The sequence below is a fragment of the Arthrobacter phoenicis genome, from assembly GCF_047238215.1.
In the GTDB taxonomy this organism is placed as follows: Bacteria; Actinomycetota; Actinomycetes; order Actinomycetales; family Micrococcaceae; genus Arthrobacter.
Genome location: NZ_JBDFMK010000001.1, coordinates 1,632,746 through 1,654,813, shown reverse-complemented (window position 1 = coordinate 1,654,813; position 22,068 = coordinate 1,632,746). Strand labels below are relative to the sequence as shown.

At 70.9% G+C, this 22,068-nt stretch carries 23 protein-coding genes; 14 read left to right on the top strand and 9 right to left on the bottom strand.

Translation table 11 applies throughout. The features are described 5' to 3' along the window. The first annotated feature begins 3 nt into the window (after window positions 1-3). The 3 genes from ABC337_RS07740 to ABC337_RS07730 all read left to right on the top strand — a co-directional run bounded on the left by ABC337_RS07740 (window position 4) and on the right by ABC337_RS07730 (window position 3,837). Window positions 4-1,683, top strand: a complete 1,680-nt coding sequence (locus tag ABC337_RS07740) for a 5-oxoprolinase subunit B/C family protein (protein ID WP_412884969.1) — start codon at window positions 4-6, stop codon at window positions 1,681-1,683. Then, entirely contained in the window at window positions 1,683-3,452 is a 1,770-nt protein-coding gene (locus ABC337_RS07735) for an acetyl/propionyl/methylcrotonyl-CoA carboxylase subunit alpha (RefSeq protein WP_412884463.1), read from the top strand. Before ABC337_RS07740 ends, ABC337_RS07735 begins: the two co-directional genes overlap by 1 nt. 88 nt (window positions 3,453-3,540) lie before the next feature. Next, the gene (locus ABC337_RS07730) at window positions 3,541-3,837 is read left to right on the top strand and encodes an antibiotic biosynthesis monooxygenase family protein (protein WP_412884464.1); all 297 of its coding nucleotides are present in this window, start codon (window positions 3,541-3,543) and stop codon (window positions 3,835-3,837) included. 27 nt (window positions 3,838-3,864) lie between these two features. Here the strand turns inward: ABC337_RS07730 and ABC337_RS07725 are convergent, their stop codons facing one another. Both ABC337_RS07725 and ABC337_RS07720 read right to left on the bottom strand, forming a co-directional pair. Beyond that, window positions 3,865-4,863 carry a bile acid:sodium symporter family protein gene (locus tag ABC337_RS07725; RefSeq protein WP_412884465.1) on the bottom strand — a complete coding sequence of 333 codons (999 nt, stop codon included), beginning with the start codon at window positions 4,861-4,863 and terminating at the stop codon, window positions 3,865-3,867. Between the two features lie 75 nt (window positions 4,864-4,938). Beyond that, complete coding sequence (locus ABC337_RS07720; protein WP_412884466.1) at window positions 4,939-5,340, bottom strand: helix-turn-helix domain-containing protein; 402 nt, start codon at window positions 5,338-5,340, stop codon at window positions 4,939-4,941. A 166-nt stretch (window positions 5,341-5,506) separates the two neighbouring features. On the opposite strand from ABC337_RS07720, the gene ABC337_RS07715 reads away from it, so the two are divergent. After that, a complete protein-coding gene (locus ABC337_RS07715; RefSeq protein ID WP_412884467.1) occupies window positions 5,507-7,030 on the top strand; it encodes a SulP family inorganic anion transporter in 1,524 nt (507 codons plus the stop codon). Window positions 7,031-7,052: 22 nt separating this feature from the next. On the opposite strand, the gene ABC337_RS07710 is transcribed toward ABC337_RS07715, so the two are convergent. Continuing rightward, window positions 7,053-7,346 carry a DUF4287 domain-containing protein gene (locus tag ABC337_RS07710; RefSeq protein WP_412884468.1) on the bottom strand — a complete coding sequence of 98 codons (294 nt, stop codon included), beginning with the start codon at window positions 7,344-7,346 and terminating at the stop codon, window positions 7,053-7,055. Window positions 7,347-7,574: 228 nt separating this feature from the next. On the opposite strand from ABC337_RS07710, the gene ABC337_RS07705 reads away from it, so the two are divergent. After that, window positions 7,575-8,294 (top strand): VIT1/CCC1 transporter family protein, encoded by a 720-nt coding sequence (locus ABC337_RS07705; protein WP_412884469.1) that lies wholly within the window; start codon window positions 7,575-7,577, stop codon window positions 8,292-8,294. Between the two features lie 67 nt (window positions 8,295-8,361). Here the strand turns inward: ABC337_RS07705 and ABC337_RS07700 are convergent, their stop codons facing one another. From ABC337_RS07700 to ABC337_RS07685, 4 genes are all read right to left on the bottom strand, one after another. Beyond that, window positions 8,362-8,751 (bottom strand): DUF202 domain-containing protein, encoded by a 390-nt coding sequence (locus ABC337_RS07700; protein ID WP_412884470.1) that lies wholly within the window; start codon window positions 8,749-8,751, stop codon window positions 8,362-8,364. Beyond that, on the bottom strand, window positions 8,748-9,119 hold the full coding sequence (locus ABC337_RS07695; RefSeq protein ID WP_377971079.1) for a YidH family protein: 372 nt from the start codon (window positions 9,117-9,119) through the stop codon (window positions 8,748-8,750). The genes ABC337_RS07700 and ABC337_RS07695 overlap by 4 nt, the downstream gene beginning before the upstream one ends. Window positions 9,120-9,249: 130 nt before the next feature. Then, window positions 9,250-9,399, bottom strand: a complete 150-nt coding sequence (locus ABC337_RS07690) for a lmo0937 family membrane protein (protein WP_290257060.1) — start codon at window positions 9,397-9,399, stop codon at window positions 9,250-9,252. Window positions 9,400-9,593: 194 nt separating this feature from the next. After that, a complete protein-coding gene (locus ABC337_RS07685; RefSeq protein ID WP_412884471.1) occupies window positions 9,594-11,153 on the bottom strand; it encodes a phospholipase D-like domain-containing protein in 1,560 nt (519 codons plus the stop codon). Window positions 11,154-11,282: 129 nt separating this feature from the next. On the opposite strand from ABC337_RS07685, the gene ABC337_RS07680 reads away from it, so the two are divergent. Continuing rightward, window positions 11,283-12,023, top strand: a complete 741-nt coding sequence (locus ABC337_RS07680; protein ID WP_412884472.1) for a Type 1 glutamine amidotransferase-like domain-containing protein — start codon at window positions 11,283-11,285, stop codon at window positions 12,021-12,023. Between the two features lie 14 nt (window positions 12,024-12,037). Here ABC337_RS07680 and ABC337_RS07675 read toward each other — a convergent pair whose 3' ends face one another. After that, entirely contained in the window at window positions 12,038-13,144 is a 1,107-nt protein-coding gene (locus ABC337_RS07675) for a GTP pyrophosphokinase (RefSeq protein WP_412884473.1), read from the bottom strand. Between the two features lie 219 nt (window positions 13,145-13,363). Between ABC337_RS07675 and ABC337_RS07670 the strand changes: the two genes are divergently transcribed. After that, entirely contained in the window at window positions 13,364-14,158 is a 795-nt protein-coding gene (locus tag ABC337_RS07670; protein WP_412884970.1) for an alpha/beta hydrolase, read from the top strand. 114 nt (window positions 14,159-14,272) lie between these two features. Next, window positions 14,273-15,652 (top strand): Na+/H+ antiporter NhaA, encoded by a 1,380-nt coding sequence (gene nhaA, locus ABC337_RS07665; protein WP_412884474.1) that lies wholly within the window; start codon window positions 14,273-14,275, stop codon window positions 15,650-15,652. A 72-nt stretch (window positions 15,653-15,724) separates the two neighbouring features. Here nhaA and ABC337_RS07660 read toward each other — a convergent pair whose 3' ends face one another. Then, window positions 15,725-17,035 carry an MFS transporter gene (locus ABC337_RS07660; RefSeq protein ID WP_412884475.1) on the bottom strand — a complete coding sequence of 437 codons (1,311 nt, stop codon included), beginning with the start codon at window positions 17,033-17,035 and terminating at the stop codon, window positions 15,725-15,727. A gap of 83 nt (window positions 17,036-17,118) precedes the next feature. Here ABC337_RS07660 and ABC337_RS07655 point away from each other — a divergent pair, with 83 nt between their 5' ends. The 6 genes from ABC337_RS07655 to ABC337_RS07630 all read left to right on the top strand — a co-directional run bounded on the left by ABC337_RS07655 (window position 17,119) and on the right by ABC337_RS07630 (window position 22,028). After that, entirely contained in the window at window positions 17,119-18,081 is a 963-nt protein-coding gene (locus tag ABC337_RS07655; RefSeq protein WP_412884476.1) for a PfkB family carbohydrate kinase, read from the top strand. 35 nt (window positions 18,082-18,116) lie between these two features. Then, window positions 18,117-18,650, top strand: coding sequence for a YbhB/YbcL family Raf kinase inhibitor-like protein (locus tag ABC337_RS07650; RefSeq protein ID WP_412884477.1), 534 nt, complete (start codon window positions 18,117-18,119; stop codon window positions 18,648-18,650). A gap of 69 nt (window positions 18,651-18,719) precedes the next feature. After that, window positions 18,720-19,538, top strand: coding sequence for an HAD family hydrolase (locus ABC337_RS07645; RefSeq protein WP_412884478.1), 819 nt, complete (start codon window positions 18,720-18,722; stop codon window positions 19,536-19,538). A gap of 183 nt (window positions 19,539-19,721) precedes the next feature. Then, window positions 19,722-19,964 carry a hypothetical protein gene (locus ABC337_RS07640; RefSeq protein WP_412884479.1) on the top strand — a complete coding sequence of 81 codons (243 nt, stop codon included), beginning with the start codon at window positions 19,722-19,724 and terminating at the stop codon, window positions 19,962-19,964. Window positions 19,965-19,990: 26 nt separating this feature from the next. Then, window positions 19,991-20,791, top strand: coding sequence for a glycerophosphodiester phosphodiesterase family protein (locus ABC337_RS07635; protein WP_412884480.1), 801 nt, complete (start codon window positions 19,991-19,993; stop codon window positions 20,789-20,791). 112 nt (window positions 20,792-20,903) lie between these two features. Continuing rightward, on the top strand, window positions 20,904-22,028 hold the full coding sequence (locus ABC337_RS07630) for a glycerate kinase (RefSeq protein ID WP_412884481.1): 1,125 nt from the start codon (window positions 20,904-20,906) through the stop codon (window positions 22,026-22,028). Window positions 22,029-22,068 lie beyond the last annotated feature (40 nt).

Below are 22,068 nucleotides of genomic sequence, written 5' to 3'. Positions count from 1 at the left end.
GTGATGACCCAGACCACGGGGGAGGCACTGCAGGCAGGAACGGGCAGGGTCGCCGGCGTCCGCCCGGCCGGGACCCGCGCGGTCCTCGCCGAACTCGCCGGCACCGGAGACGTCCTGGCCCTCCAGGCCCTGCTCCAGGAACACCCGCTGCCCGGCCAGGTGGACGTGCTGGCCGCCGCGCGGACGGTCCTGGTCACCGCCGACTCCCCGGCCTCCGCCCGCCGCATCGCCGCCACCCTGCCTGAGCTCGACCTCACCGCCCCGGTCCAGCGCGAGGGCGGCCTGGTGGTCATCGACACCGTGTACGACGGCGAGGACCTCGCCGAGGTGGCCCGGCTGACCGGGCTGGGCCCCGACGGCGTCGTCGCCGCCCACACCGGCCAGCTCTGGACCGTGGCCTTCGCCGGATTCGCCCCCGGCTTCGGCTACCTGCTGGGCGAAGACAGCGCCCTGGAGGTGCCGCGCCGCAGCTCGCCCCGCACCGCCGTCCCCGCCGGGGCCGTCGCCCTGGCCGGCACCTATTCAGCCGTCTACCCGCGCCGTTCACCCGGCGGCTGGCAGCTGATCGGACACACCACCACCCGGATGTGGGACCTCAGCCGGGACCAGCCCGCCCTCGCCGCCCCCGGCCAGCGGATCCAGTTCCGCGCGGTCCGGGAGAGCCTGAACATCGCCCCCGAATCCGCGCCGGCCACAGACGCACCGGCGCAGGAAGCCTCCTCCGGGCTTCGCATCATTTCGCCCGGACTGCAGAGCCTGATCCAGGACCTTGGCCGCACCGGCCACGCCGGCCTGGGCGTGTCCGCGGCCGGGGCCCTCGACCGGGCCTCGCTCCGGCGGGCCAACCGCCTGGTGGGGAACGCGGCGTCCGCCGCCGTGATCGAGACCGTGGCCGGGGGATTGCAGGTCCGCGCCGTGGGCGACCAAGTCCTCGCCGTCACCGGTGCTCCCGGCGAGCTGACCATCACGGCCAGTGACGACGGCGCGGCCCTCGACCGCACCGGGCCGATGGCCACCCCGTTCGCGCTGCTCGACGGCGAGACCCTGACCCTCGGTGCCCCCGCCAGCGGGTTCCGCAGCTACCTGGCCCTGCGGGGCGGCGTCGATGTCCCACCGGTACTAGGCAGCCGGTCCACCGATACGCTCGCCGGCCTCGGCCCGGCCCCTCTGGCAGCCGGGCAGGCGCTGGCCGCCGGCGGCAGCACCGAGTCCGGCGTGGTGGGCCACCCCGAGGTCCAGCCCGACTTCCCCGACGCCGGCGTGACCGTGCTCGACGTCGTCCCCGGGCCCCGCGCGGACTGGTTCGACCGGGCCGCCCTGGACGCCCTCACGGCCCAGGAGTGGACCGTGAAGCCGCAGTCCAACCGTGTGGGCATGCGGCTGGACGGCACACCGCTAAGCCGCACCCGGGACGGTGAACTGGCCAGCGAGGGGACCGTCTCCGGCGCGCTCCAGGTCCCGCCCGAGGGCCTGCCCGTGCTCTTCCTGGCCGACCACCCCGTCACCGGCGGGTACCCGGTGATCGCCGTCGTCGTCGACGCGCACCTGGACCGGGCGGGGCAGGTCCCCATCGGCGGAACCATCCGCTTCCGCTGGGCCGACAGCGCCAGGGACAACCACACCGCCGCCCCCGCGGCACCGCCCGCCGCCCCCACAGTTTCCGACACAGAAGTGAGTTCCTGATGCGCAAGGTCCTGATCGCCAACCGAGGAGAGATTGCCGTCCGGGTCGCCCGGGCCTGCGACGACGCGGGGCTCGCCTCCGTGGCCGTGTACGCCGACGTCGACGCCGATGCCCTCCACGTCTCCGCCGCCGGTGAGGCCTACGCGCTCGGCGGCAACTCCCCGGCCGAGACCTACCTCAGCATCCCCAAGCTGCTCGCCGCGGCCGCCGCGTCCGGTGCCGACGCCGTGCACCCCGGCTACGGCTTCCTCTCCGAGAACGCCGACTTCGCCCGGGCCGTCCTGGACGCCGGGCTGACCTGGATCGGGCCGTCACCGGAGGCCATCCTGCTGCTGGGGAACAAGATCACCGCCCGCGAGACGGCCGTCCGGGCCGGAGCCCCGCTGGTGGCCGGCAGCGACGGACCGGTGGAATCCGCGGCCGAGGCCCGCGCCTTCGCCGAGAAGCACGGCCTGCCCATGGCCATCAAGGCGGCCTTTGGCGGCGGCGGCCGCGGCCTGAAGGTGGTCCGCTCCCTCGACGAGGTCGAAGAGGCCTTCGACTCCGCCGTCCGTGAGGCCGTGGCAGCCTTCGGCCGCGGCGAGTGCTTCGTAGAGCGGTACCTGGACCGACCCCGACACGTCGAGGCCCAGATCCTCGCCGACACGCATGGAAACGTGGCCGTCGTCGGCACCCGCGACTGCTCACTGCAGCGCCGCCACCAGAAGCTGGTCGAGGAGGCGCCGGCACCGTTCCTGACCGACGAGCAGACCCGGCAGATCTACGACTCCGCCAAGGCCGTCTGCCGGGAGGCCGGCTACACCGGCGCGGGCACCGTGGAATTCCTCGTTGCGGCCGACGGGACCGTGGCCTTCCTCGAGGTCAACACCCGCCTGCAGGTGGAGCACCCGGTCACCGAGGAAACCACCGGCGTGGACCTGGTGCAGGAGCAGTTCCGGATCGCCGCGGGGGAGCCGCTGGGCCTCGACGGGGACCCGGCACCCCGCGGCCACGCCTTCGAATTCCGGCTCAACGCCGAGGACGTGGGCCGCGGCTTCCTGCCCTCGCCCGGCACCGTCACCGGCTTCAGCGGCCCCACCGGCCCGGGCATCCGGCTCGACTCCGGCGTGCGCGCCGGCTCGATCGTGGCGCCGCAGTTCGACTCGCTGCTGGCCAAGCTCATCGTCACCGGCGCGGACCGGCAGCAGGCCATCCGCCGCGCCCGCCGTGCCCTCGCCGAACTGGAGATCACCGGCGTCGCCACCGTGTTGCCGTTCCACCGCGCCGTCCTCGACGCCGAGGACTTCACCGCCCCCGACGCCTTGAACGTCCACACCCGCTGGATCGAGACGGACTTCGCGGACCGGATCCCGGCGGATCCCGGCTACAGCCCGGCCGCACCCGAGGGCGCCCGCCGCACCATCACCGTGGACGTGGACGGAAAACGCCTCGCCGTCGGGCTCCCCGCGGAGCTGCTGGACGGCTTAATGCGCGGAGGGAACGGCGCGTCAGCGGGCGGGAGCGGGCACGACGCCGAAACCGCCGGCCGGCCAGACGGCGACCCGGCCGACACCGACCCTGCCGAACTGTGCGCCGACATGGCCGGCACCGTGGTGAAGTGGCTGGTGGAGCCCGGGACCGAGGTCGCCGCGGGCGACGCCGTCGTGGTCCTCGAGGCGATGAAGATGGAAACCCAGGTCTCCGCCCACCGGGACGGCACCCTCACCGACGTCCGGGCGGACGCCGGCGGCACCGTCAGCGCCGGTGCGGTCCTGGCCCTGATCGGCTAGCTGCCGGCGGGCAGTCCGGCCCTACCGGCGTCCGCGGGCCAGTCCGATGCTGGGGGAATCAGCCCCACATCGAGAACGGAGGCGGGCCATGTCTGTCTACAGCCTGGGGATCTGGCTGGTGCATCCCGGCCGCGAGAATGACTTTGTCCAGGCCTGGCGGGACCTGGCCAGGAAGACCGAGGAGGACTACCCGGGCGCCCAGGCCGTGCTGATGCACGACGCGGACGTCCGCCAGCGCTTCATCAGTACCGGCGCCTGGGAGTCGCTGGAGCAAATCGAGCAGTGGCGCGGCTCCCCGACGTTCGCCCAAGGGCTCGCCGCGATCCGCCCCATGCTGGAGCACTTCGAGGCCCGCACACTGGACGAGGCGGCACGGATCGGCTGAGGCCCAGCCGGTGAAACGAAAAGCGGCTTAGGCGTCGCGCAGCGGACGGCGGGCCAGCCAAGCGGCCACAATGGCGCCCGAGACGTTGTGCCAGAGCGAGAACACGGCCGAGGGCAGGGCGGCCAGGGCGCTGAAGTGCGCGGTGGCCAGCGTCGCGGCCAGGCCGGAGTTCTGCATGCCCACCTCGAACGCCAGGGCGCGGCGGGCCTTGTCGTCCAGGCGGCCCAGCTTGCCGGCGAGGTAGCCGAGGCCCAGGCCGAAGCCGTTGTGCAGCACCACGGCGAGGAAGACGATGCCGCCGGCGGCGACGATCTTGCTAGCGCTGCCGGCGACCACGATCGCCACGATCAGGGAGATCACCACGGCCGAGGCCCACGGCAGGGCCGGGAGGACCTTGGCCACCACGCGCTTGAGGAACAGTCGCGCCAGCAGGCCGGCGACGACGGGCAGCAGCACGGTCTTGACGATGTCCAGCACCATTCCGGCGGCGTCGATCTGCAGGTAGGAACCGGCCAGGAACAGCACCAGCAGGGGGGTGACCACCGGGGCGATCAGCGTTGAGACGGAGGCGACGGCGACGGAAAGGGCGACGTCGCCCTTGGCCAGGAAGGCCATCACGTTCGAGGCGGTGCCCGACGGCGCGCAGCCCACCAGGATGACTCCGACGGCGAGTTCCGGCTCGAGGTGCAGCGCCTGGGCAATCAGCCAGCCGGCGCCCGGCATGATGACGTAGTGCGCCACGATGCCGAGCACCACGGCCCACGGCCGTTTCGCCACGGAGGCGAAGTCCGGCGGCGTGAGGGTCAGCCCCATGCAGAACATGATGATGCCGAGCAGATACGGGACGCTGGGTGCGAGCGGCTTGAAGGCACCGGGTGCCAGGAAGCCTGCGACGCCGGCCACCACCACCAGGAGCGGGAAGACCGTGACGGCGATGCGGGCGATCCGGGCCTCGGCGGCGAGGGCGGGATTGGCCGGGGTGTCCGCGTCGGTACGGGACTCTGAAGATTTAGTTGCCTCAAGCATCCAAGAATGGTGCCACTCGGTGCGCCCGCGCGGCCACTTTGTGACCGGGGGCGCGGGGAGTGTGTCAGGCGGAGTCTAGGCGGTCCGGCGGCCCAGCATGGTGATGAACTCGTCGGCCTGGGCGAGGTTGCGGGCCATCTTGGCGCGCTGGATTTCGGCGCGTTCCAGGAATTCGGCAAGTGCGGTGGTGGCCGTAGGGGCCTCCGTGCCGAGCAGGGCCAGGATTTCGGCCATTTCCTCCAGGGAAAATCCGAGCGGTTTCATCTGCTTGATCACCATCAGGCGATCGGCATCGGTCTCCGAATAGACGCGGAAGCCGCCCTCGGTGCGGGCGGACGCGGGCAGCAGGCCGACGTCGTCGTAGTGCCGGATGGTGCGCAGGGACAGGCCCGTGCGTTCCGCCAGTTCGCCGATGTGCATGGTGGTGGTTTTGGCCGTCATGAAGGTCTCCGTCCGCTCGACGTTCAACTCTACCATCACGTTAGGGTAGAGTTGATGAAGACGCGGTGTGATGGCCAAGCCGTCCCGCTCTTCTTCGGCGCAGTGTGGCGCCCGCAATCGACGCATCACAGAATTCGCCAGACCCGGGCCGGTCCCGGGATCCGTGGCGCCCCGGCGCCCCCAATCAGAAACGGAGCCAGCAGTGGCCGTGACAACCGCCGTGCCCGCACCCGCCCCAACCCCCGAAGAACGTCAGTCCGTCAGGGCCACCCTCGCCTCCCCGCGGCGGCTGAAGACCGAGGTCCTCGGCGGCCTCGTCGTCGCCCTCGCGCTGATTCCCGAGGCCATCGCGTTCTCGATCATCGTCGGCGTCGATCCGCGGATCGGCCTCTTCGCCTCCTTCACCATGGCCGTCACGATTTCGATCGTGGGCGGCCGTCCCGCCATGATCTCCGCCGCCACGGGGGCCGTGGCCCTGGTGATGGCGCCGCTGGTCGCCTCACATGGCGTGGACTACCTCATCGCGGCGGTCATCCTCGCCGGCATATTCCAGATCATCCTGGGGCTGTCCGGCGTGGCGAAGCTAATGCGGTTCATCCCGCGCTCGGTCATGGTGGGCTTCGTCAACGCCCTGGCCATCCTGATCTTCATGTCCCAGGTCCCCGAACTCCTCGGCGTCCCCTGGCTGGTCTACCCGCTGGCGGCCCTCGGCCTCGTGATCGTGTTCGGCCTGCCGAAACTGACCACCGCCGTCCCCGCCCCGCTGGTGGCGATCGTCGTGCTGACGCTCATCACCGTGCTGGCCGCCGTCGCCGTCCCGACCGTGGGGGACAAGGGCGCCCTGCCGGATTCGCTGCCGTCCCTGCTGATCCCGTCCGTCCCGTTCACCCTCGAGACGCTGCAGATCATCTTCCCGTTCTCGCTGGCCATGGCCTTCGTGGGTCTGCTGGAGTCCCTGATGACGGCCAAGCTGGTCGACGACATCACCGATACCCGCTCGCCCAAGTCCCGTGAGGCCTGGGGCCAGGGCGTGGCCAACATCGTGACCGGCTTCTTCGGCGGCATGGGTGGCTGCGCGATGATCGGCCAGACCATGATCAACGTCAAGGCCTCCGGCGCCCGCACCCGGATCTCCACCTTCCTGGCCGGCGTCTTCCTGCTGATCCTGGTGGTGGTGCTGGGCGGCATCGTGTCCCTGATTCCGATGGCGGCGCTGGTGGCAGTGATGATCTTCGTATCGGTAGCCACCTTCGACTGGCACAGCATCCGGCCCCGCACCCTGAAGATGATGCCCAAGAGCGAGACGGCGGTCATGGTGGCCACGGTCATCGGCACCGTCGCCACCCACAACCTGGCCGTCGGCGTCGGCGTCGGGGTGCTCGTGGCCATGGTGCTGTTCGCCCGCCGCGTGGCGCACTTCGTGACCGTGGACCGCACGGTGACCACCGCCGGCGGCCATGACACCGCCACCTACACGGTGACCGGCGAGCTGTTCTTCGCCTCCTCGAACGAGCTCTATACGCAGTTTGACTATGCGCTGGACCCGGAGTTTGTGGTGATCGACCTGCACGCGTCCCACCTCTGGGATGCCTCCACCGTGGCGGCGCTGGACGCGATCACGGAGAAGTACCGCCACCATGGCAAGGACGTGAAGATCGTGGGTCTCAACGACGCCAGCGTCCGGATGCAGGAACGGCTCGGCGGAAAGCTCGGCGCCGGGCACTGACCCTCGACGGCGTGCCCCGGGACTAAGTTCTGGGCTTCGAGTCCTTGCCGTCGAGCCAGAGCGTGTCGGTGGCGTCGCTGTGCGCGCCGGTGGTTCCGACGTGCTTGGCGCTGATGCCCGGGCCGTGTTTGAACACGTGCACCAGGGCCATCCCGTGGCCGCGGCCCAGGCCGTAGTCGGCCTTGAGCCAGTCGAGGATCTCCCCGGCCTTCACGGAACTGCCCGTCATGCCCTTGTCGCGGGCGGCATCGAGGAACTCCCTGGGGGTGAGTCCGGTTTTGGCCTCGATGGAGTCAAGGTAGGCCTGAAATGACATCGATGTCCCTTCGTTGGACCGTCTGGGGGGCGTTTGGGGCCACTCTAGGCACGGGTCCATGGCAGCGCCAGAGCCGGAAGGGCCTCTCTGTGTGGCCTTCCGACGGGTCTCGGCGGGTCCGACGGCGGGTCCGACGGTGTGCTTCCCTTCCGCCGGACGGCGTGCTTCCCTTCCGCCGGACGGCGGACCAGCGTGGCGCGGCCCGCCGCCGGGTGTTTTACTAAGGCCATGACTGACGCCGCGCTGCACGCCAACGAACCGCACGACGAGAGCATTGCCGCCAGGTTGAACTGGTTGCGGGCCGGCGTCCTCGGCGCGAATGACGGGATCGTTTCCGTCGCCGCGACCGTGGTGGGCGTGGCCGGTGTGACGAACGATGTCACCCCCATCCTTGTGGCCGGCGCGGCCGCCGTCGTCGGTGGTGCCGTATCTATGGCTCTTGGGGAATATGTCTCCGTCAGCAGCCAGAGCGACAGCCAGCGGGCCCTGATCGAGAAGGAACGCCGCGAACTCGAAGAGGATCCCGAGGGCGAACTGGCGGAGCTCACCGCGATCTACCAGGCCAAGGGGCTCTCGGAGGCCACGGCCCAGACGGTGGCCCGGGAATTGACCGACCACGACGTGCTGGGTGCGCACCTCGAGGCGGAGCTGAAGATCGACGAGCACGAAGTGGTCAGCGCCTGGCACGCCGCCATGGCCTCGGCCATCGCCTTCACCGTTGGCGCGATCCTGCCGTTCCTGACCATCATCCTGACCCTCGCCGAGGTGCGCATCCCGCTGACCTTCGTCGCCGTCGTCATTGCACTGGCCATCACGGGCACGATCAGCGCCAGGATCGGCGGCAGCTCCAAGCGGAAGGCCACCCTGCGCCTGGTGATCGGCGGGGCGCTGGCCATGGCGTTCACCTACGCCGTGGGCCTGCTGCTCGGCACCACCGGCATCGCGTAGGGCGCCGACCCAGCCGGCGGTAAATGACAGCGGGCGGCGTCGCCCAGAACCGATCCCAGGGGTGGGGTCAGCGGGAAAGGACAATGCTGGCAGCCACTGCGGCGGCGAGCAGGAGCACCGCAACGGCGGCCGTGCGGAGCAACCCGGCCGAGGGGGCGTCGGTGCCGCGCCGGAGGACCCGGGCCCGGGCAATCACGCAGCCCGCGATCAGCACCGTTGCCGCTGCGGCGGCCGCGGCGGCGATCCCGAGGCCCAGCGCGTAGCCGCCGGGTCCGCCCTGTTCGGGGGAGTGTTCCTGGATGCGTTCCAACCCAAGGTGAGTGAGCCAGGAGCGCCAGATGAAGAAGTCCGCCACCAGGAGTGCCAGCAGGGTCCGCCGCCAGGCCAGCGAGGTCCGCTCCGGTTGAAGGCCGGGATCCCGGCCCGGGACCGTTCCGCCGTCGGCCACGGCGGTCATCGGCCCAGCAGGATCAGGACGGCGAAGACGACGGCGGCCGCCGCGATCACTCCGGTCATCGCCACCAGCAGCCAGGCGTGCGGGAGTTCGCGGTTGTTCCGCATGGCCTGTTCCTGGAGGGCCCAGCGGCGGTAGGCCTCGACGGCCAGCAGGGCGCCGATGACCGAGAGGACCAGGCACAGCACCACCCGCACCGGCTGGGGCGCGATCTGCGGCGTGAGCTGGTCGATGGCGATAGCCCCCGCGAGAATGGCCATCGCGGTGCGGATCCAGGCCAGGAACGTCCGTTCGTTGGCCAGGGAGAACCGGTAGTCGGGCATCTGCCCCTCCCGACGCCAGCCGGGTTCGCGGGACAGGATCTTCTTCACGGGACTCCCTTCCCCGGCCAAAGGGCCGGCGGCAGCCCGGGTGGCCACCGGATCTAGGCTAGCCCGGACATGACAATGGCGGGGGAGCCGACCAGGTCAGCACCCCCGCCATTGCCGGGTTTCGCGGTACTTAGACGCGCGAGGATCGACCACGGACGAAGTGGAAGATCAGGACGATGACGGCGACGACGAGCAGCAGGTGGATGAACCCGCCGCCGATGCTGCCGAGCAGGCCGAGCAGCCAGAGAACGGCCAGGATAATCGCGATCCAAAGCAACATTATGACTCCTTGATGACTCTTTGGGTGAAGATATGGATGGTTCTTGGTGAGTCCCGGCCCGGGGGCCGCTTCAGAGGAAATAGTAAGGGTGCTTGCGATATTTTGCCAAGTGGCGCGCCGATAACGCTTCCAGCACGGGCCGCAGGTCAGGGTCGGTTCAGTCCGTGCAGCCGTTGACAGGCCGGAGCCTGTCCCTAGAACTGAGTGGTTCCCCGCAGCCGTCGGGGCCGGCCATCCGGGTCGACGATGAGCCGGTAGAGGGGCTCCGCCCAGAGCCGCTGCAGCCGGGTCACGGTCTCGACGGTGTGGCGGCGTACCTGGCCCGCGGGTCGGGGCCCCGTGCGGCCGCCGTCGTGCCAGTGCTGCAGGGCGGCGGCCGTCCCTTTCCAGAGGTCTCCCCAGGAATCGGCGTCGTCCATCCGGGGGTCGGCCGGGTCCAGGCCCAGGTGCTCGGCCCAGAGTTCGCGCCGGAGCTGCCGGGCCAGAGCCGGGGCCACGACGGCGCAGGTCAATTCGCTGTCCGTGGTCCAGGACCGGAGGTTGAAGTTGTCCGAGCCGCACGTGAACCAGGTGTCGTCGATGATGCAGACCTTGGCGTGGACGTACACCGGGGTTCCGGCGGCGTTTTCCAGGTCGAACACGGACACCCGGTCCGGGGCGGCCCGGTGCAGCCGGTGCAGGGCCTGGAGCTGGCCCAGCCGTCGCGGCGGACCGCCGAGGCGGCCGTCCGAGTCCGGATAGCGCGGCACGACGGCGATCACCCGGAGGTCGGGATTGCGTTCCAGTGCGTCGGCGATCCCGTCCGCCACCTCGAGGGACCACAGATACTGGTCCTCGATGTAGATCAGCGACCTCGCGCGGCCGAACGCCTTGGCGTAGGCACGGGCGATGCTGCGTTCGCCGTCGGGCGCGAACGGGAAGGGGGGCCGCTTCACCCCGTAGGTGCGCAGCACCTGGACCGAATGGGTGCCCGCCGGCGGGGGCGGCGGGGCGGTCTCCGGCAGCGGTTCCGGATGCCGCGGCATCCGGGCCAGGCGCTGCAGCAGCATCCGGTAGGGGGTCTTGCGGTCCAGGGGGTGGGGATCGTTCCAGCGTTCGGCGAAGACGGCCAGCACGTCCGCCACGATGGGCCCGCGCAGTTCCAGGGCGGCGTCATGCCACGGCGGGCGCTCACCGTAGCGCGGGTCCATCTCCACGGCCTGCGGATCCCCGGCGTGGTTTGCGTCGTCCCTGCGGCTGTGCGACAGGTCCAGGCCGCCGACGAACGCCACGTCCCGGGCAGGATCGTCCCGGCGCCGGATCACCACCAGTTTCTGGTGGTGGGAGCCAAACATCCGCACCCGCTGGTCGAGCAGGACTTCGCCGCCGGCGTCGTTGATCTCCCGGCCCAGCAGCTCGTTGGAGCGGCCGCTGATCGGTGCTGAAATGCGCTCACCGTGGGAGCGCCACACCAGGCCGCGGACCTCGACGCCGGAGCGCGCCAGGGAAGCCAGCAGGTCGCCGATGGTGGGGCCGTCGGGCACCAGGCGCTCGTCGGCGTCGCCGCGCCAGTCCGTGAACCAGACGCGGTCGCCGGCGGTCAGCGAGGACAGTTCCTCGTGCAGGCGGGCGAAGTAGGTGACCCCGTGGACCAGGGGCCGGACCAGGTTCCCCTCAGACCAGGCGGGACCTCCGTTCCGGCCGTCCTGCACCTCGCTGGCGGGATTACCCCGCTCCGGGCCGCTGAGGAACCATGCACCGGCGTCGCTGTCCATCCAGACCTTCTTTCGGCTGTGGGGGCGGCCGGGACGCTGCCGCCTGCCTCCAAAGGTAGCCGGTGGCGCGCAGATGACGGCTAGTCTCGAAGCACACCGCCCCTGATCCCGCCGGAGGAACCCGCGCCCATGACCGCCAGCAGCCCCACCATCCTCGCCACCTCCGGCGGCCTGCGCCCCGGCACCCGGACCCGCTTCCAGTTCAACAAACTGGTGCATCACGCCGTCGAACTGTCCGGGGTCTCCGGCCGGGCGCCGCGCATCAGCCACGTCGGCACGGCCAGCGGCGACCAGCGCTGGTTCAACCACGAACTCAGCGAGGCCGGCAGGGTGGCCGGGTTCGACCTCAGCCACCTGAACCTCTTCACCATGCCGAACGTCGGGAACATCGAGGATTATCTGCTGGGCCAGGACGTCGTCTGGGTCAACGGCGGCTCGGTGGTCAACCTCCTGGCGGTCTGGCGCGCGCACGGCCTGGACGAAATCTTCCGCCGCGTCTGGGAGGCCGGCGTCGTCCTCGCCGGGGTCTCCGCAGGGTCCATCTGCTGGTTCAAGGGCGGCACCACCGACTCGTTCGGCCCCGAACTCCGGGCCGTGGACAACGGGCTGGCGCTGCTGCCCTACGACAACGGCGTCCATTACGATTCCGAGGCCGCGCGCCGTCCCACGGTGCACCGGCTGGTGGCCGACGGCACGGTGGGGGAGACGCACTGCACCGACGACGGCGTGGGACTGGTCTACCGCGGCACCGAACTCACCGACGTGGTCACCGAAACCCCCGGCAAGGCGGCCTACCGGGTCCGGCTTGAACAGCCCGGAACATCAGAGGCCGCCGTCGTCGAGGAGAGGCTGGAACCCGCGGCGCTCTAAGCCGGACCCGGAACCTACCCGGTGGTGAGCCGGTAGCGCTCGATCTGCTTCAAGCGGCGCAGCAGGCTGTCGCGGCGGGGGTGCGGCACGGCGTCGGCGGGCTCGGCCGTGAGGTCGATGTGCGCGTGCCCGTACTCCCAGAGCAGCAGGTCATCGAGCAGCCGGTCCGGCCCGGGCGAGTAGCGGTGGTCCAGGGCCTTGCGGACCTCGGTGATGCGGGAAGCGCTCAGCAGCCCCGCGAGCTCCACGGTCTGGTTCAGCCCGTGGGCCGCCATCAGCTCCGCGGCCCAGCCCCAGTCGTCGTCGACCTTCCGGTCAACGTGCGGCAGCAGGGTCCGCCAGACGTCGCGGATCCGGTTCGGCGTCAGTTGTGCGGCGCCTTCGCCCTCCATGTCCCAGTAGCTGCGGACCTCCTCGTAGCGTTCGTGCAGGTCCGCGAAGGCGCTTTCCACCGTCTCGAGCATCGCGGCGGTCGCGGTGAACTGCCGGTCGAACTGCGGGGTCCAGGCGCGCGGGTCCTCGGCCTTGAAGCGGATGTCATGCTCGATCTCGCTCCACGCGTGGGCGAAGACCGTCCTGATCTGGCACTCGAAGAAGTAGCTGCCGTTGGGCTGGGCCTCCGGGTTGAAGACCTGCTGATACTCCTTGACCGCCTCATTCTGGATGCTGCGCAGGATCAGGTGCCGGCTGGAGTACCCGTAGGTCCCGGACTCGATCGAGCCGATGTCCTTCTCCCGGTCACCGCGGCAGTCGAAGAGTTGTCGCTGCCGCTTGATCAGGTTGGCCACGACGGCGTTCTCCGCCGGGAGCTTAGTGATCACCCGGATTCCCACCATGTCATTGAGCGTCCGGAACGGATCCGGGAACTTCAGCACCGGCGGCGCCCCGGGTTCCACCGGTTCCTCCACCCGGGAGATCTTCTCGCGGAAGGATTCCACCGTCTTGGTCCGTCCGGTGACGAACAGCGGGGTCACCTCGGTGCCCTTCAGCATGGTGCGCAGCGTCAACAGCACGTCCCGGGTTACGAGTTTCAGGGCAGGGCGGACCCGCTCGTAGAGCTCCACGTTTTCCTGCACCGATTCGCGCAGTGCGGGGTCCAGACGGTCCCAGTTGCTTGCCATGCGCCCCAGCATACGGTGCGGCGCCGACAGTGTGCCCGGGCCCCGCCGCCCTCCGGTTCCCCCGCGGACGTCCGCCCGGGCCTCCGCCGTACGGCCTCGGGCCCACGGTAGGCTCTGGGCATGGCTGATCTGCGGCGTCGGGTGTTGCTCGGTGCTGCGGCTACGGCGGCTCTGGGGGCCGCCGCCGTGGCATGCTCACCCGGCCCCCCGGAGGACACCGTGAAGCGGCAGAAGTATCACTACGGGGACGACCCCAGCCAGTGGGCCGAGTTGTTCCTGCCCGGCGGCACCGAAACCAGGGGCGTGGCGGTGGTCATTCACGGCGGCTACTGGCGTTCCCAGTACGGGGCCGAACTGGGCGAGCCGCTGGCCAAGGACCTCGCGAGCCACGGAATGGCCGCCTGGAACCTTGAGTACCGCCGGGCCGGCAACGGCGGCGGCTGGCCGCAGACCTTCGCGGACGTCCTGAACGGCATCGACAAGCTCCGGGACGCCGCCGGCGAGCACGACCTGGGCCTGGACCGCGTGGTGGCGCTGGGCCACTCGGCGGGCGGCCACCTGGCGGTCTGGGCCGCGGGGCGCAGCCGGCTGGGCGCGCTGGGACTTCCGGACGCGGACCGGCAACTGCAACGCAACGACGACGGCGCGGCGGTGCACCTGACGGGCGTGGTGAGCCAGTCCGGGCTGCTGAACCTGGCGGAGGCGGACCGACTGGACCTCAGCAACGGGGCCGTCAGCAACTTCCTGGGCGGCTCCTCGGAAAGATACCCCAAACGGCATAAGTTTGCGGACCCCATGACCGCCGTGCCCCTCAACGTGCCCGTCGTCGCGCTCCACACCACGGAGGATGACACCGTGCCGATCAGCCAGTCCGAGACCTATGCCGCCGCCGGCCGGGCCGCCGGCGCCGCAGTGCAGCTGGTCAAGGTTCCCGGCGACCACTTCGCCCTCATCGACACGAAGGCGCCGGCCTACCGGAAGTCGCGGGAACTGGTCCAGCAACTGCTCGCCTGAGCCGGCGGCCGGACCGGCCCACGTGCAGCCGGGCCTATCGCCTAGACTGGAGTCAGGTGCGCCGGGAAGTCTGGTCGGCATAATTTCGTCGACCCCACCGTGAGGACTTCCCAGATGAGCCAGACACCCACGACCCCTTCCCCGCAGCCGCCGGGCCAGAAGACGGCTTCGACCCGTCCCGCCCTGTTCAGCCGCGGCAGCTACGCCGAATCACTGCGCATCGGCGAGATCCTCCGCAAGGAAACCGTTGGTGGTGCGCTGCTGGTGGCCGCCGCCGTCGTCGCCCTGATCTGGGCAAACTCCCCGGCCTCGGGGAGCTACTTTGCGCTCCGCGACCTGACCATCGGCTACGAACCCTGGCACCTGAACCTCAGCCTCGGCGCCTGGGCCGCGGATGGCCTGCTGGCGATCTTCTTCTTCCTGGTGGGCCTCGAACTCAAGCGCGAATTCATCGCCGGCGACCTCCGGCAACTGAGCAAATCGATCGTCCCCGTGGCTGCCGCGGCCGGCGGTGTCCTGGTGCCGGCGGTGCTGTACGTGCTGGTGAACCTGGGCAACGCCGAAACGCTCCGCGGCTGGGCCATCCCCACCGCCACGGACATCGCGTTCGCCGTCGCCGTCCTGGCGATCATCGGCTCGCACCTGCCCAGTGCCCTGCGGATCTTCCTGCTCACCCTCGCGGTGGTGGACGACCTGATCGCCATCACCATCATCGCGGTGTTCTATTCCGGGGAGCTGCACGTGCTGCCCCTGCTGCTGGCGCTCGTACCGCTGGGCCTCTACACGTTCCTGGCCCACCGGTACCGGCGGTTCTTCGGCCTGAAGGCTCCCGCCGCCTGGCTGATCCTGCTGCCCCTGGGCGTCATCACCTGGGCCCTGGTCCACGCCTCCGGAATCCATGCCACGGTGGCCGGCGTGCTCTTGGGCTTTGCCATCCCCGTGATCCGTTCGCAGGCCAGCGGCGGCCCCGAGGCCGGGCCCGGACTCTCCGAGATCTTTGAGCACCGCTTCCGGCCCATCTCGGCCGGCGTGGCCGTGCCGGTCTTCGCGTTCTTCTCCGCCGGGGTGGCGGTCGGCGGCTGGGAGGGCCTCGGCTCGGCGCTCTCCGATCCGGTGGCTCTCGGCATCATCGTGGCGCTGGTCCTCGGAAAGCCGATCGGCATTCTGGCGACCACGTGGCTGCTGACCAAGCTGACCCGCGCCCGGCTGGACGGCTCGCTGCGCTGGATCGATATCACCGGGGTGTCCATCCTCGCCGGCATCGGGTTCACCGTCTCGCTGCTGGTGGCAGAGCTGAGCTTCGGCCAGGGCAGCCCCCACGACGACCACGCGAAGGTCGGCATTCTGGCGGCGTCCTTCATTGCGGCCCTCCTCGCCAGTGCGGTGCTCACCACCCGGAACCGGCAGTACCGGATCGCGGAGGAAGAGGAGCGCCGGGATTCGGACCAGGACGGCATCCCGGACGTCTACCAGCAGGACGCCGCGGGTTCCTGACGACGTCGGGTTCCTAACGACTTCGGCCGCTGCGATGGTCCGCCGACGGCGGTGCCCCCCCCTTGTGGGCGTTTAGCGCCGGTGGTCCGTCCCCCGCATCCGCAGGGCCACCACCACGCCGGACGCCGCGGTGAGGGCGGCCACCACCATGATCGCCGGCGGAATCCCGTAGGCGTCCGCAAGGACGCCGGACAGCAGCGCACCTACGGCGAAGCCGCCGTCGCGCCAGAGCCGGTAGACGCCCACGGACCGTGCCCGCCAGCCCGGATGGGCGACGTCGCCGATCGCTGCCAGCAGCGTGGGGTAGACCATGGCCGTCCCGATGCCCATCAGCACGGCGGCGCCCAACCAGGGGCCGAACCCGTGCCCCGCCGCGACCATCACCAGTCCCGCCGCCTGCACGCCCATCCCGCCGGCGATCAGCCATTTCCGGCCGAGGCGGTCGGACGCCGCCCCGGTGACCAGCTGCACCGCGCCCCAGACTGCCGGGTACACGGCGGCCAGGATTCCCACCTGCTCCAGCGGCAGGCCGGCGCTGGTGAACAGCACCGGAAACAGTCCCCAGGCGAGGCCGTCGTTGAGGTTGTTCACCATGCCGGCCTGGCTCACGGCGGAGAGGGAGCGGTCCCGGAAACTGGTGAGCGTGAAGACCTCGCGGCTGCTGAGTCCGCCTGAAACAGCGCCCGCAGCCGGACCCGCCGCCGCACCCGCCACGGATCCGGCGCGGGAGGCCGCCTCGGCCTTGGCGTGGTGGTGGGTCTCGCGGACGGTGAGCACGGACAGGCCCAGCCCCACGGCGATGAACGCGGCGCCCAGCAGGAACGGTGCCGGCCGCAGGCCGTAGGTGGCCGCGAGATAGCCGGTGAAGAGCGCGGTGCCGGCCACGCCCAGGTAGCCTGCCGCCTCGTTGAAGCCCATGGCCAGGCCCCGGCGGTGCGGCCCCACCAGGTCCATCTTCATCACCACGGTGGTGGACCAGGTCAGCCCCTGGCTCACGCCCAGCACCACGTTGGCGGCGACGATCCATGCCCAGCTGGACCCGAAGATCAGCAGCAGCGGCACCGGGAGAGCGATCAGCCAGCCGGTCACCAGTACCGGCTTGCGGCCGAACCGGTCCGAGAGTGTTCCGGCGGCGTAGTTCGTGGCCGCCTTGGCCAGCCCGAAGGCCAGGATGTACGTCAGGGCGGCGCTGTAGGAGTCCAGGTGGAACACCTCGCCGGCCAGCAGCGGCAGCACGGTGCGTTCCTGGCCCAGGGTTCCACCCACCAGCGCGTTGACCGCCACCAGCAGCAGGAACTGCGGGAGGTTGCTGCGCAGGCCAAGGACGACGGCGGAACCGACGGCATCGCGGCGTGTGGCATGGCTGGGGGCGGGAGTCGACATGCCTCAATGATATACCCCTGGGGGTATCTCTATAAAGTGGCCCGGGAGCGGCGCCATACCGGATTCTCTGGCAGAGTATGACCATGCTCACAGTCATTGGCGAGGCCTTGGTAGATGTCGTCCAGCGGTCCTCCGGCACCCAAGCCCACGTCGGCGGCAGCCCCCTGAACGTCGCCATCGGTTTGGCCCGGCTGGACCACCCGGTCCAGTTCATCGGCCGCTACGGCCGGGACGAATACGGCGAAGCGGTGGCAGCGCACCTCAGATCCGGGTCCGTGCTGCTGCCCCTCGGCCCCGATGACCTGCCCACCTCCGTGGCGACGGCGCTGATCGACGACGCCGGGGCGGCCAGCTACACCTTCGACCTCGCCTGGCAGCTGCCCGACCTGACCGAGCGTCTGCCGCTCATGCTGCAGGCCACCACCCTGCTGCACACCGGCTCCATCGCCACCATGCTGGCGCCCGGCGCCGCCGCCGTGTTTGCCGCCGTCGAGCGCGCCCACCCCTCCGCCACGATCGGCTTCGATCCCAACTGCCGCCCGAGCATCATCACCGATGCCGACTACGCCCGGCACCAGGCCGAAAAGTTCGTCGCCCTCGCCGACGTCGTCAAGGCCTCGGACGAGGACCTCGAATGGCTCTACCCCGGCGTGGATCCGCTGGATTCGGCCCGGCGCTGGCTCTCGCTGGGCGGCTCCGAAGGCCCCGCGCTGGTGGTGGTCACCCGCGGCGCCGTCGGCCCCTGGGGCGTCAACGCCGACGGCGAAGCGCAGGCGCCGGCGCCCCGGGTCAAGGTGGCGGACACCGTGGGCGCGGGGGATTCCTTCATGGCGGCGCTGCTGTCCGGCATCGTGGACCGCGGCCTGGACGGCGCGCAGAACCGCGGCGAGCTGCGCTCCCTCTCCGCCGGCAGCCTGCGCGAGCTCCTGGTGCACGCCGCGGCGGCCGCCGCCGTCACCGTCTCCCGGGCCGGCGCCAACCCGCCCGGCCGCGCGGAACTCTCCGCCATGGAACTTGGTAGCGTGAACACCAGCACGGCCCCGTAAGCTCCCGACCTCCGCGTTAGACCTGAAAGGCAGCCATGACCTCCCACGACCCGTATGCCCCGCTCCCGGACGTTCCCGCCTTCGACCTCCGCAGTGAATCCTTCGCCGACGGGGAGACCCTCCCGCCGCCGCAGCGCAGCGGGCTCATGGGCGCCGGCGGCGAGGACGAATCCCCGCAGCTGAGCTGGAGCGGCGCCCCGGAAGGCACCAAGAGCTACGCCGTCACCGTTTACGACCCGGACGCGCCGACGGCCAGCGGCTTCTGGCACTGGGCCGTCCTGAACATCCCGGCGGACGTCACTTCGCTGCCGGCCGGCGCGGGCTCCAAGGACGGCGCACACCTGCCCCGGGGTGCCCTGCAGCTGAAGAACGACGCCGGATTCGCCGGCTTCGTGGGAGCGGCGCCGCCCAAGGGCCACGGCCCCCACCGCTACCTCGTGGTGGTGCACGCCGTCGACGTCGAACACCTCGACGTCGACGCGGATGGCAGCCCCGCGTTCCTCGGCTTCAACCTTTTCAGCCACAGCATCGGGCGGGCCCGGCTGACCGGCATCTACGAACAGCACTGAGAAGTTTCTAACAGCACTGACCGTCGGCGTCCCGGGCAACCGCCCGGGGCGCCGACGTAGACTGGCAGCATGCGGCTGGTAGCGAGCGATATCGACGGAACGATCCTGGGACATGACGGCAGGATCAGCGAACGGACCGTCCGCGCCTTCCACGCCTGCCGCGACGCCGGCGTGGAGCTGGTGTTCGTCACCGGCCGGCCGCCGCGCTGGCTGCACCCCCTTCGGGACCAGCTGGGCCACACCGGAACCGTGATCTGCTCCAACGGGGCCGTGGTCTGGGACCTGGAATCCGACCGGGTCATCTCCTCCCGCGCCCTGGCCCTCGAATCGGTCTTCGAAGCCCGGCGGATCATCCAGGGCATCCGGCCGGACGCGCTGTTCGCCGCGGAAACCCTCGAGGGCTTCCACCTGGAACCGCACTTCCTGGGCGGCAACTCGGCCGGCCTTCTCGACGAGGTCACCCCCGCTCCGCTGCACGAGACACTCCGTCCCGGCGATTCCGTCGTGAAGCTGATGGCGATAATCCGGGAAGGCACTGCGGATGAGTTCCTCGCGGACGTCTCGCCCGCCGTCGCCCACCTCGCCGCCGCCACCCACTCCGCCCCCAATATGGCCCTGCTGGAGCTCTCCCTCCCGGGTGTGAACAAGGCCGTGACCCTCGCCGAATATGCCCGCGCCCTGGGCCTCGGCGCCGAAGACGTGGTGGCGTTCGGCGACATGCCCAACGACATCGAGATGCTGCGCTGGGCCGGCCACGGCTACGCCATGGCCAGCGGCCACCCGGACGCCATCCGCGCCGCCGCGCACACTGCCCCGCACTTCGACGACGACGGCGTGGCCCAGATCCTGGAGGCACGGCTCGCCGACCTCGGCGTCCGCCAGCCCTGACCCTCACCCCGCGGCCCTGACCCGCCGTCATTCCGTCGCGCGGCGCTGACCCGCCGCGCCGCCCGTACGGCAGTCCCGCCCGCGCCGCGGACATGTGATTCCCAGCTTGCGGCCAACTGCCGTTCACCTTGGCCTCTTACGCTCGAGTCACGGAACGGATCGGATGACTGAGGGCGGGCAATCATGGCCAGGAACGTGAAGCGACATATTGACGACCAGCCGCTGCGGCGGGTCACTCCGGACGCCCACTGGCAGAGCCTGCGCCAGGGTGACCGGGTCCGGGTGCGGATGTCCCCGGGCTACGAGGCGGACGGATTCGTGGACGCGCTCACCGTGGACCACACCACCGTCTGGGTGGACCTCGACGGCGGCGGACGCACCCTGCTGCACTGCAGCGACGGCGTCGAAATCCTGCCCCACGGCTAGGACCGCGGCTCCGGTACGCTGACCGGATGAGCGCAGAGCACCCCTTCCTCGCCCGCGACGGCGGCCCAGCCACTCCCGTGGCCATCGCCCACCGCGGGTTCTCGCCGGAAGGTGCGGAAAACTCGATGGCCGCGTTCCGCGCCGCCGTCGGCCTGGGCTACCGGTACCTGGAAACCGACGTGCACACCACCGCCGACGGCGTGCTGCTGCTCTTCCATGACGAGACCCTGGACCGGGTCACCGACGGGGCCGGGCGCGTTTCCGAACTCTCCGCCGAGACGGTGGCCCGGGCGCGCATCGCCGGTACCGAGCCCATCCCGCAGCTCGCCGAACTCGTCGCTGAATTCCCCGACGCCAGGCTGAACCTGGACGTCAAGGACTGGAACTCGGTGGAAACCCTCGCCGCGGCGATCGAACGGCACGGGCTGCACGACCGGGTGCTGGTGGCCAGTTTCTCCGACCGCCGCCGCCGCGCGGTGCTGCGCCGCCTGAGCCGGCCGGCCGCCAGCTCCGCCGGCATGGCCTCCAACGCGCTCTTCGTGCTGCTGGGTCCGCTGCTCCCGACGCCGGTGATGCGGCGCGTGACGGCGCGGGCGCTGCGTGGGGTCGACGCCCTGCAGGTCCCGGTCCGGTTCGGCGCGGTTCCCGTGGTGACGGCGGGCTTCGTGCGGCGCGCCCACCGGCATGGCCTGCACGTCCACGTCTGGACCATCAATGAGGAGGCGGAGATGCACCGGCTCCTCGACCTCGGCGTCGACGGCATCGTCACGGACCGGGCGGACCTGCTCAAGGCCGTGCTCCAAGACCGCGGCCAATGGCGGGACTGAGGGGGCGCCGCAGACCAGCGCTGACCTGACCCCCGCGACGCCGATGCCGATGCACCGGCTCGCCGCTCCGGCCCTGCCCGTGGCTGTCTGCCCCGGCTGGCAGGATGGAGCCATGCGCATCCTGATTGCTCCGGACAAGTTCAAAGGCAGCCTCACCGCGGCCGAAGCCGCCGCCGCCATGGCCGAGGGGGCCCTCCGCGTCTATCCCGAGGCCTCCGTGCTGCAGCTGCCCGTCGCCGACGGCGGCGAGGGGACACTGGAGGCCGCGGTCAGCGCCGGCTACGAGGAGCGGCTGAACGCCGTCGTCGGGCCTATCCTGGCGCCGATCGGCGCGGCCTGGGCGCTCCGGAAGGATGCCTTCGGCGGGGCCACCGCCGTCATCGAGACGGCCCAAGCCTCCGGGCTCGCCCACATGGAACCGACGCCGGAGAATGCCCTGCGGGCGCACAGCTACGGTTCCGGGCAGCTGATCGCCGCCGCCCTCGACGCCGGCGCCACGGAGATCATCCTGGGCGTGGGCGGATCCGCCATGAGCGACGCGGGCAGCGGCGCCCTGCGCGCCCTGGGCCTCAAGCCGCTGGATGCCAACGGCAACGTCGTGCCCCTCGGCGGCGGCTCGCTTGCGGACGTTGTGGCCGTCGACGTCAGCGGACTGGACCCCCGGCTGTCGGCCGTGACGCTGCGCATCGCCGTCGACGTGCAAAACCCGCTCTTCGGCTCGGACGGTGCCGCGCACGTCTTCGGCCCGCAGAAGGGCGCCGACGAGGACGCCGTCGAACGGCTCGACGCGGGCCTGCGGAACTGGGCCTCGGTGCTTCGGCAGGCCACCGGCCGGGACGTGAACGTCCCCGGCGCTGGCGCGGCCGGCGGCTTCCCGGCGTCGTTCCTGGCCTTCAGTAACGCAGCGCTGGAAAGCGGTTTCCAGCTCGTGGCGGGCCTCACCGGCCTTGCCGACAAACTGCGCGGAGCGGACCTGGTGATCACGGGGGAGGGGTCCCTCGATGAGCAGTCGCTGACCGGCAAGGCCCCGGTGGCGCTGGCCGACGCCGCGCACGCGCTTGGCATCCCGGTGATCATGGTCGCCGGCCGGATTCTGGTCAGTCCGGAGGACCTGGAACGGCGCGGTGTGGTTGCCGCGGCGCAGCTCGTGGACTCGGCCCCGAGCCCCGAGGAGGCGCAGGCGAAGGCGGCCAAGTACCTCGCCTGGACCACCAGCCAGGTGCTCGAGGGTGCCTAAGCTGCGGGTGGGGACTCTGGTTTAGCGGCTCCCCGCTGAA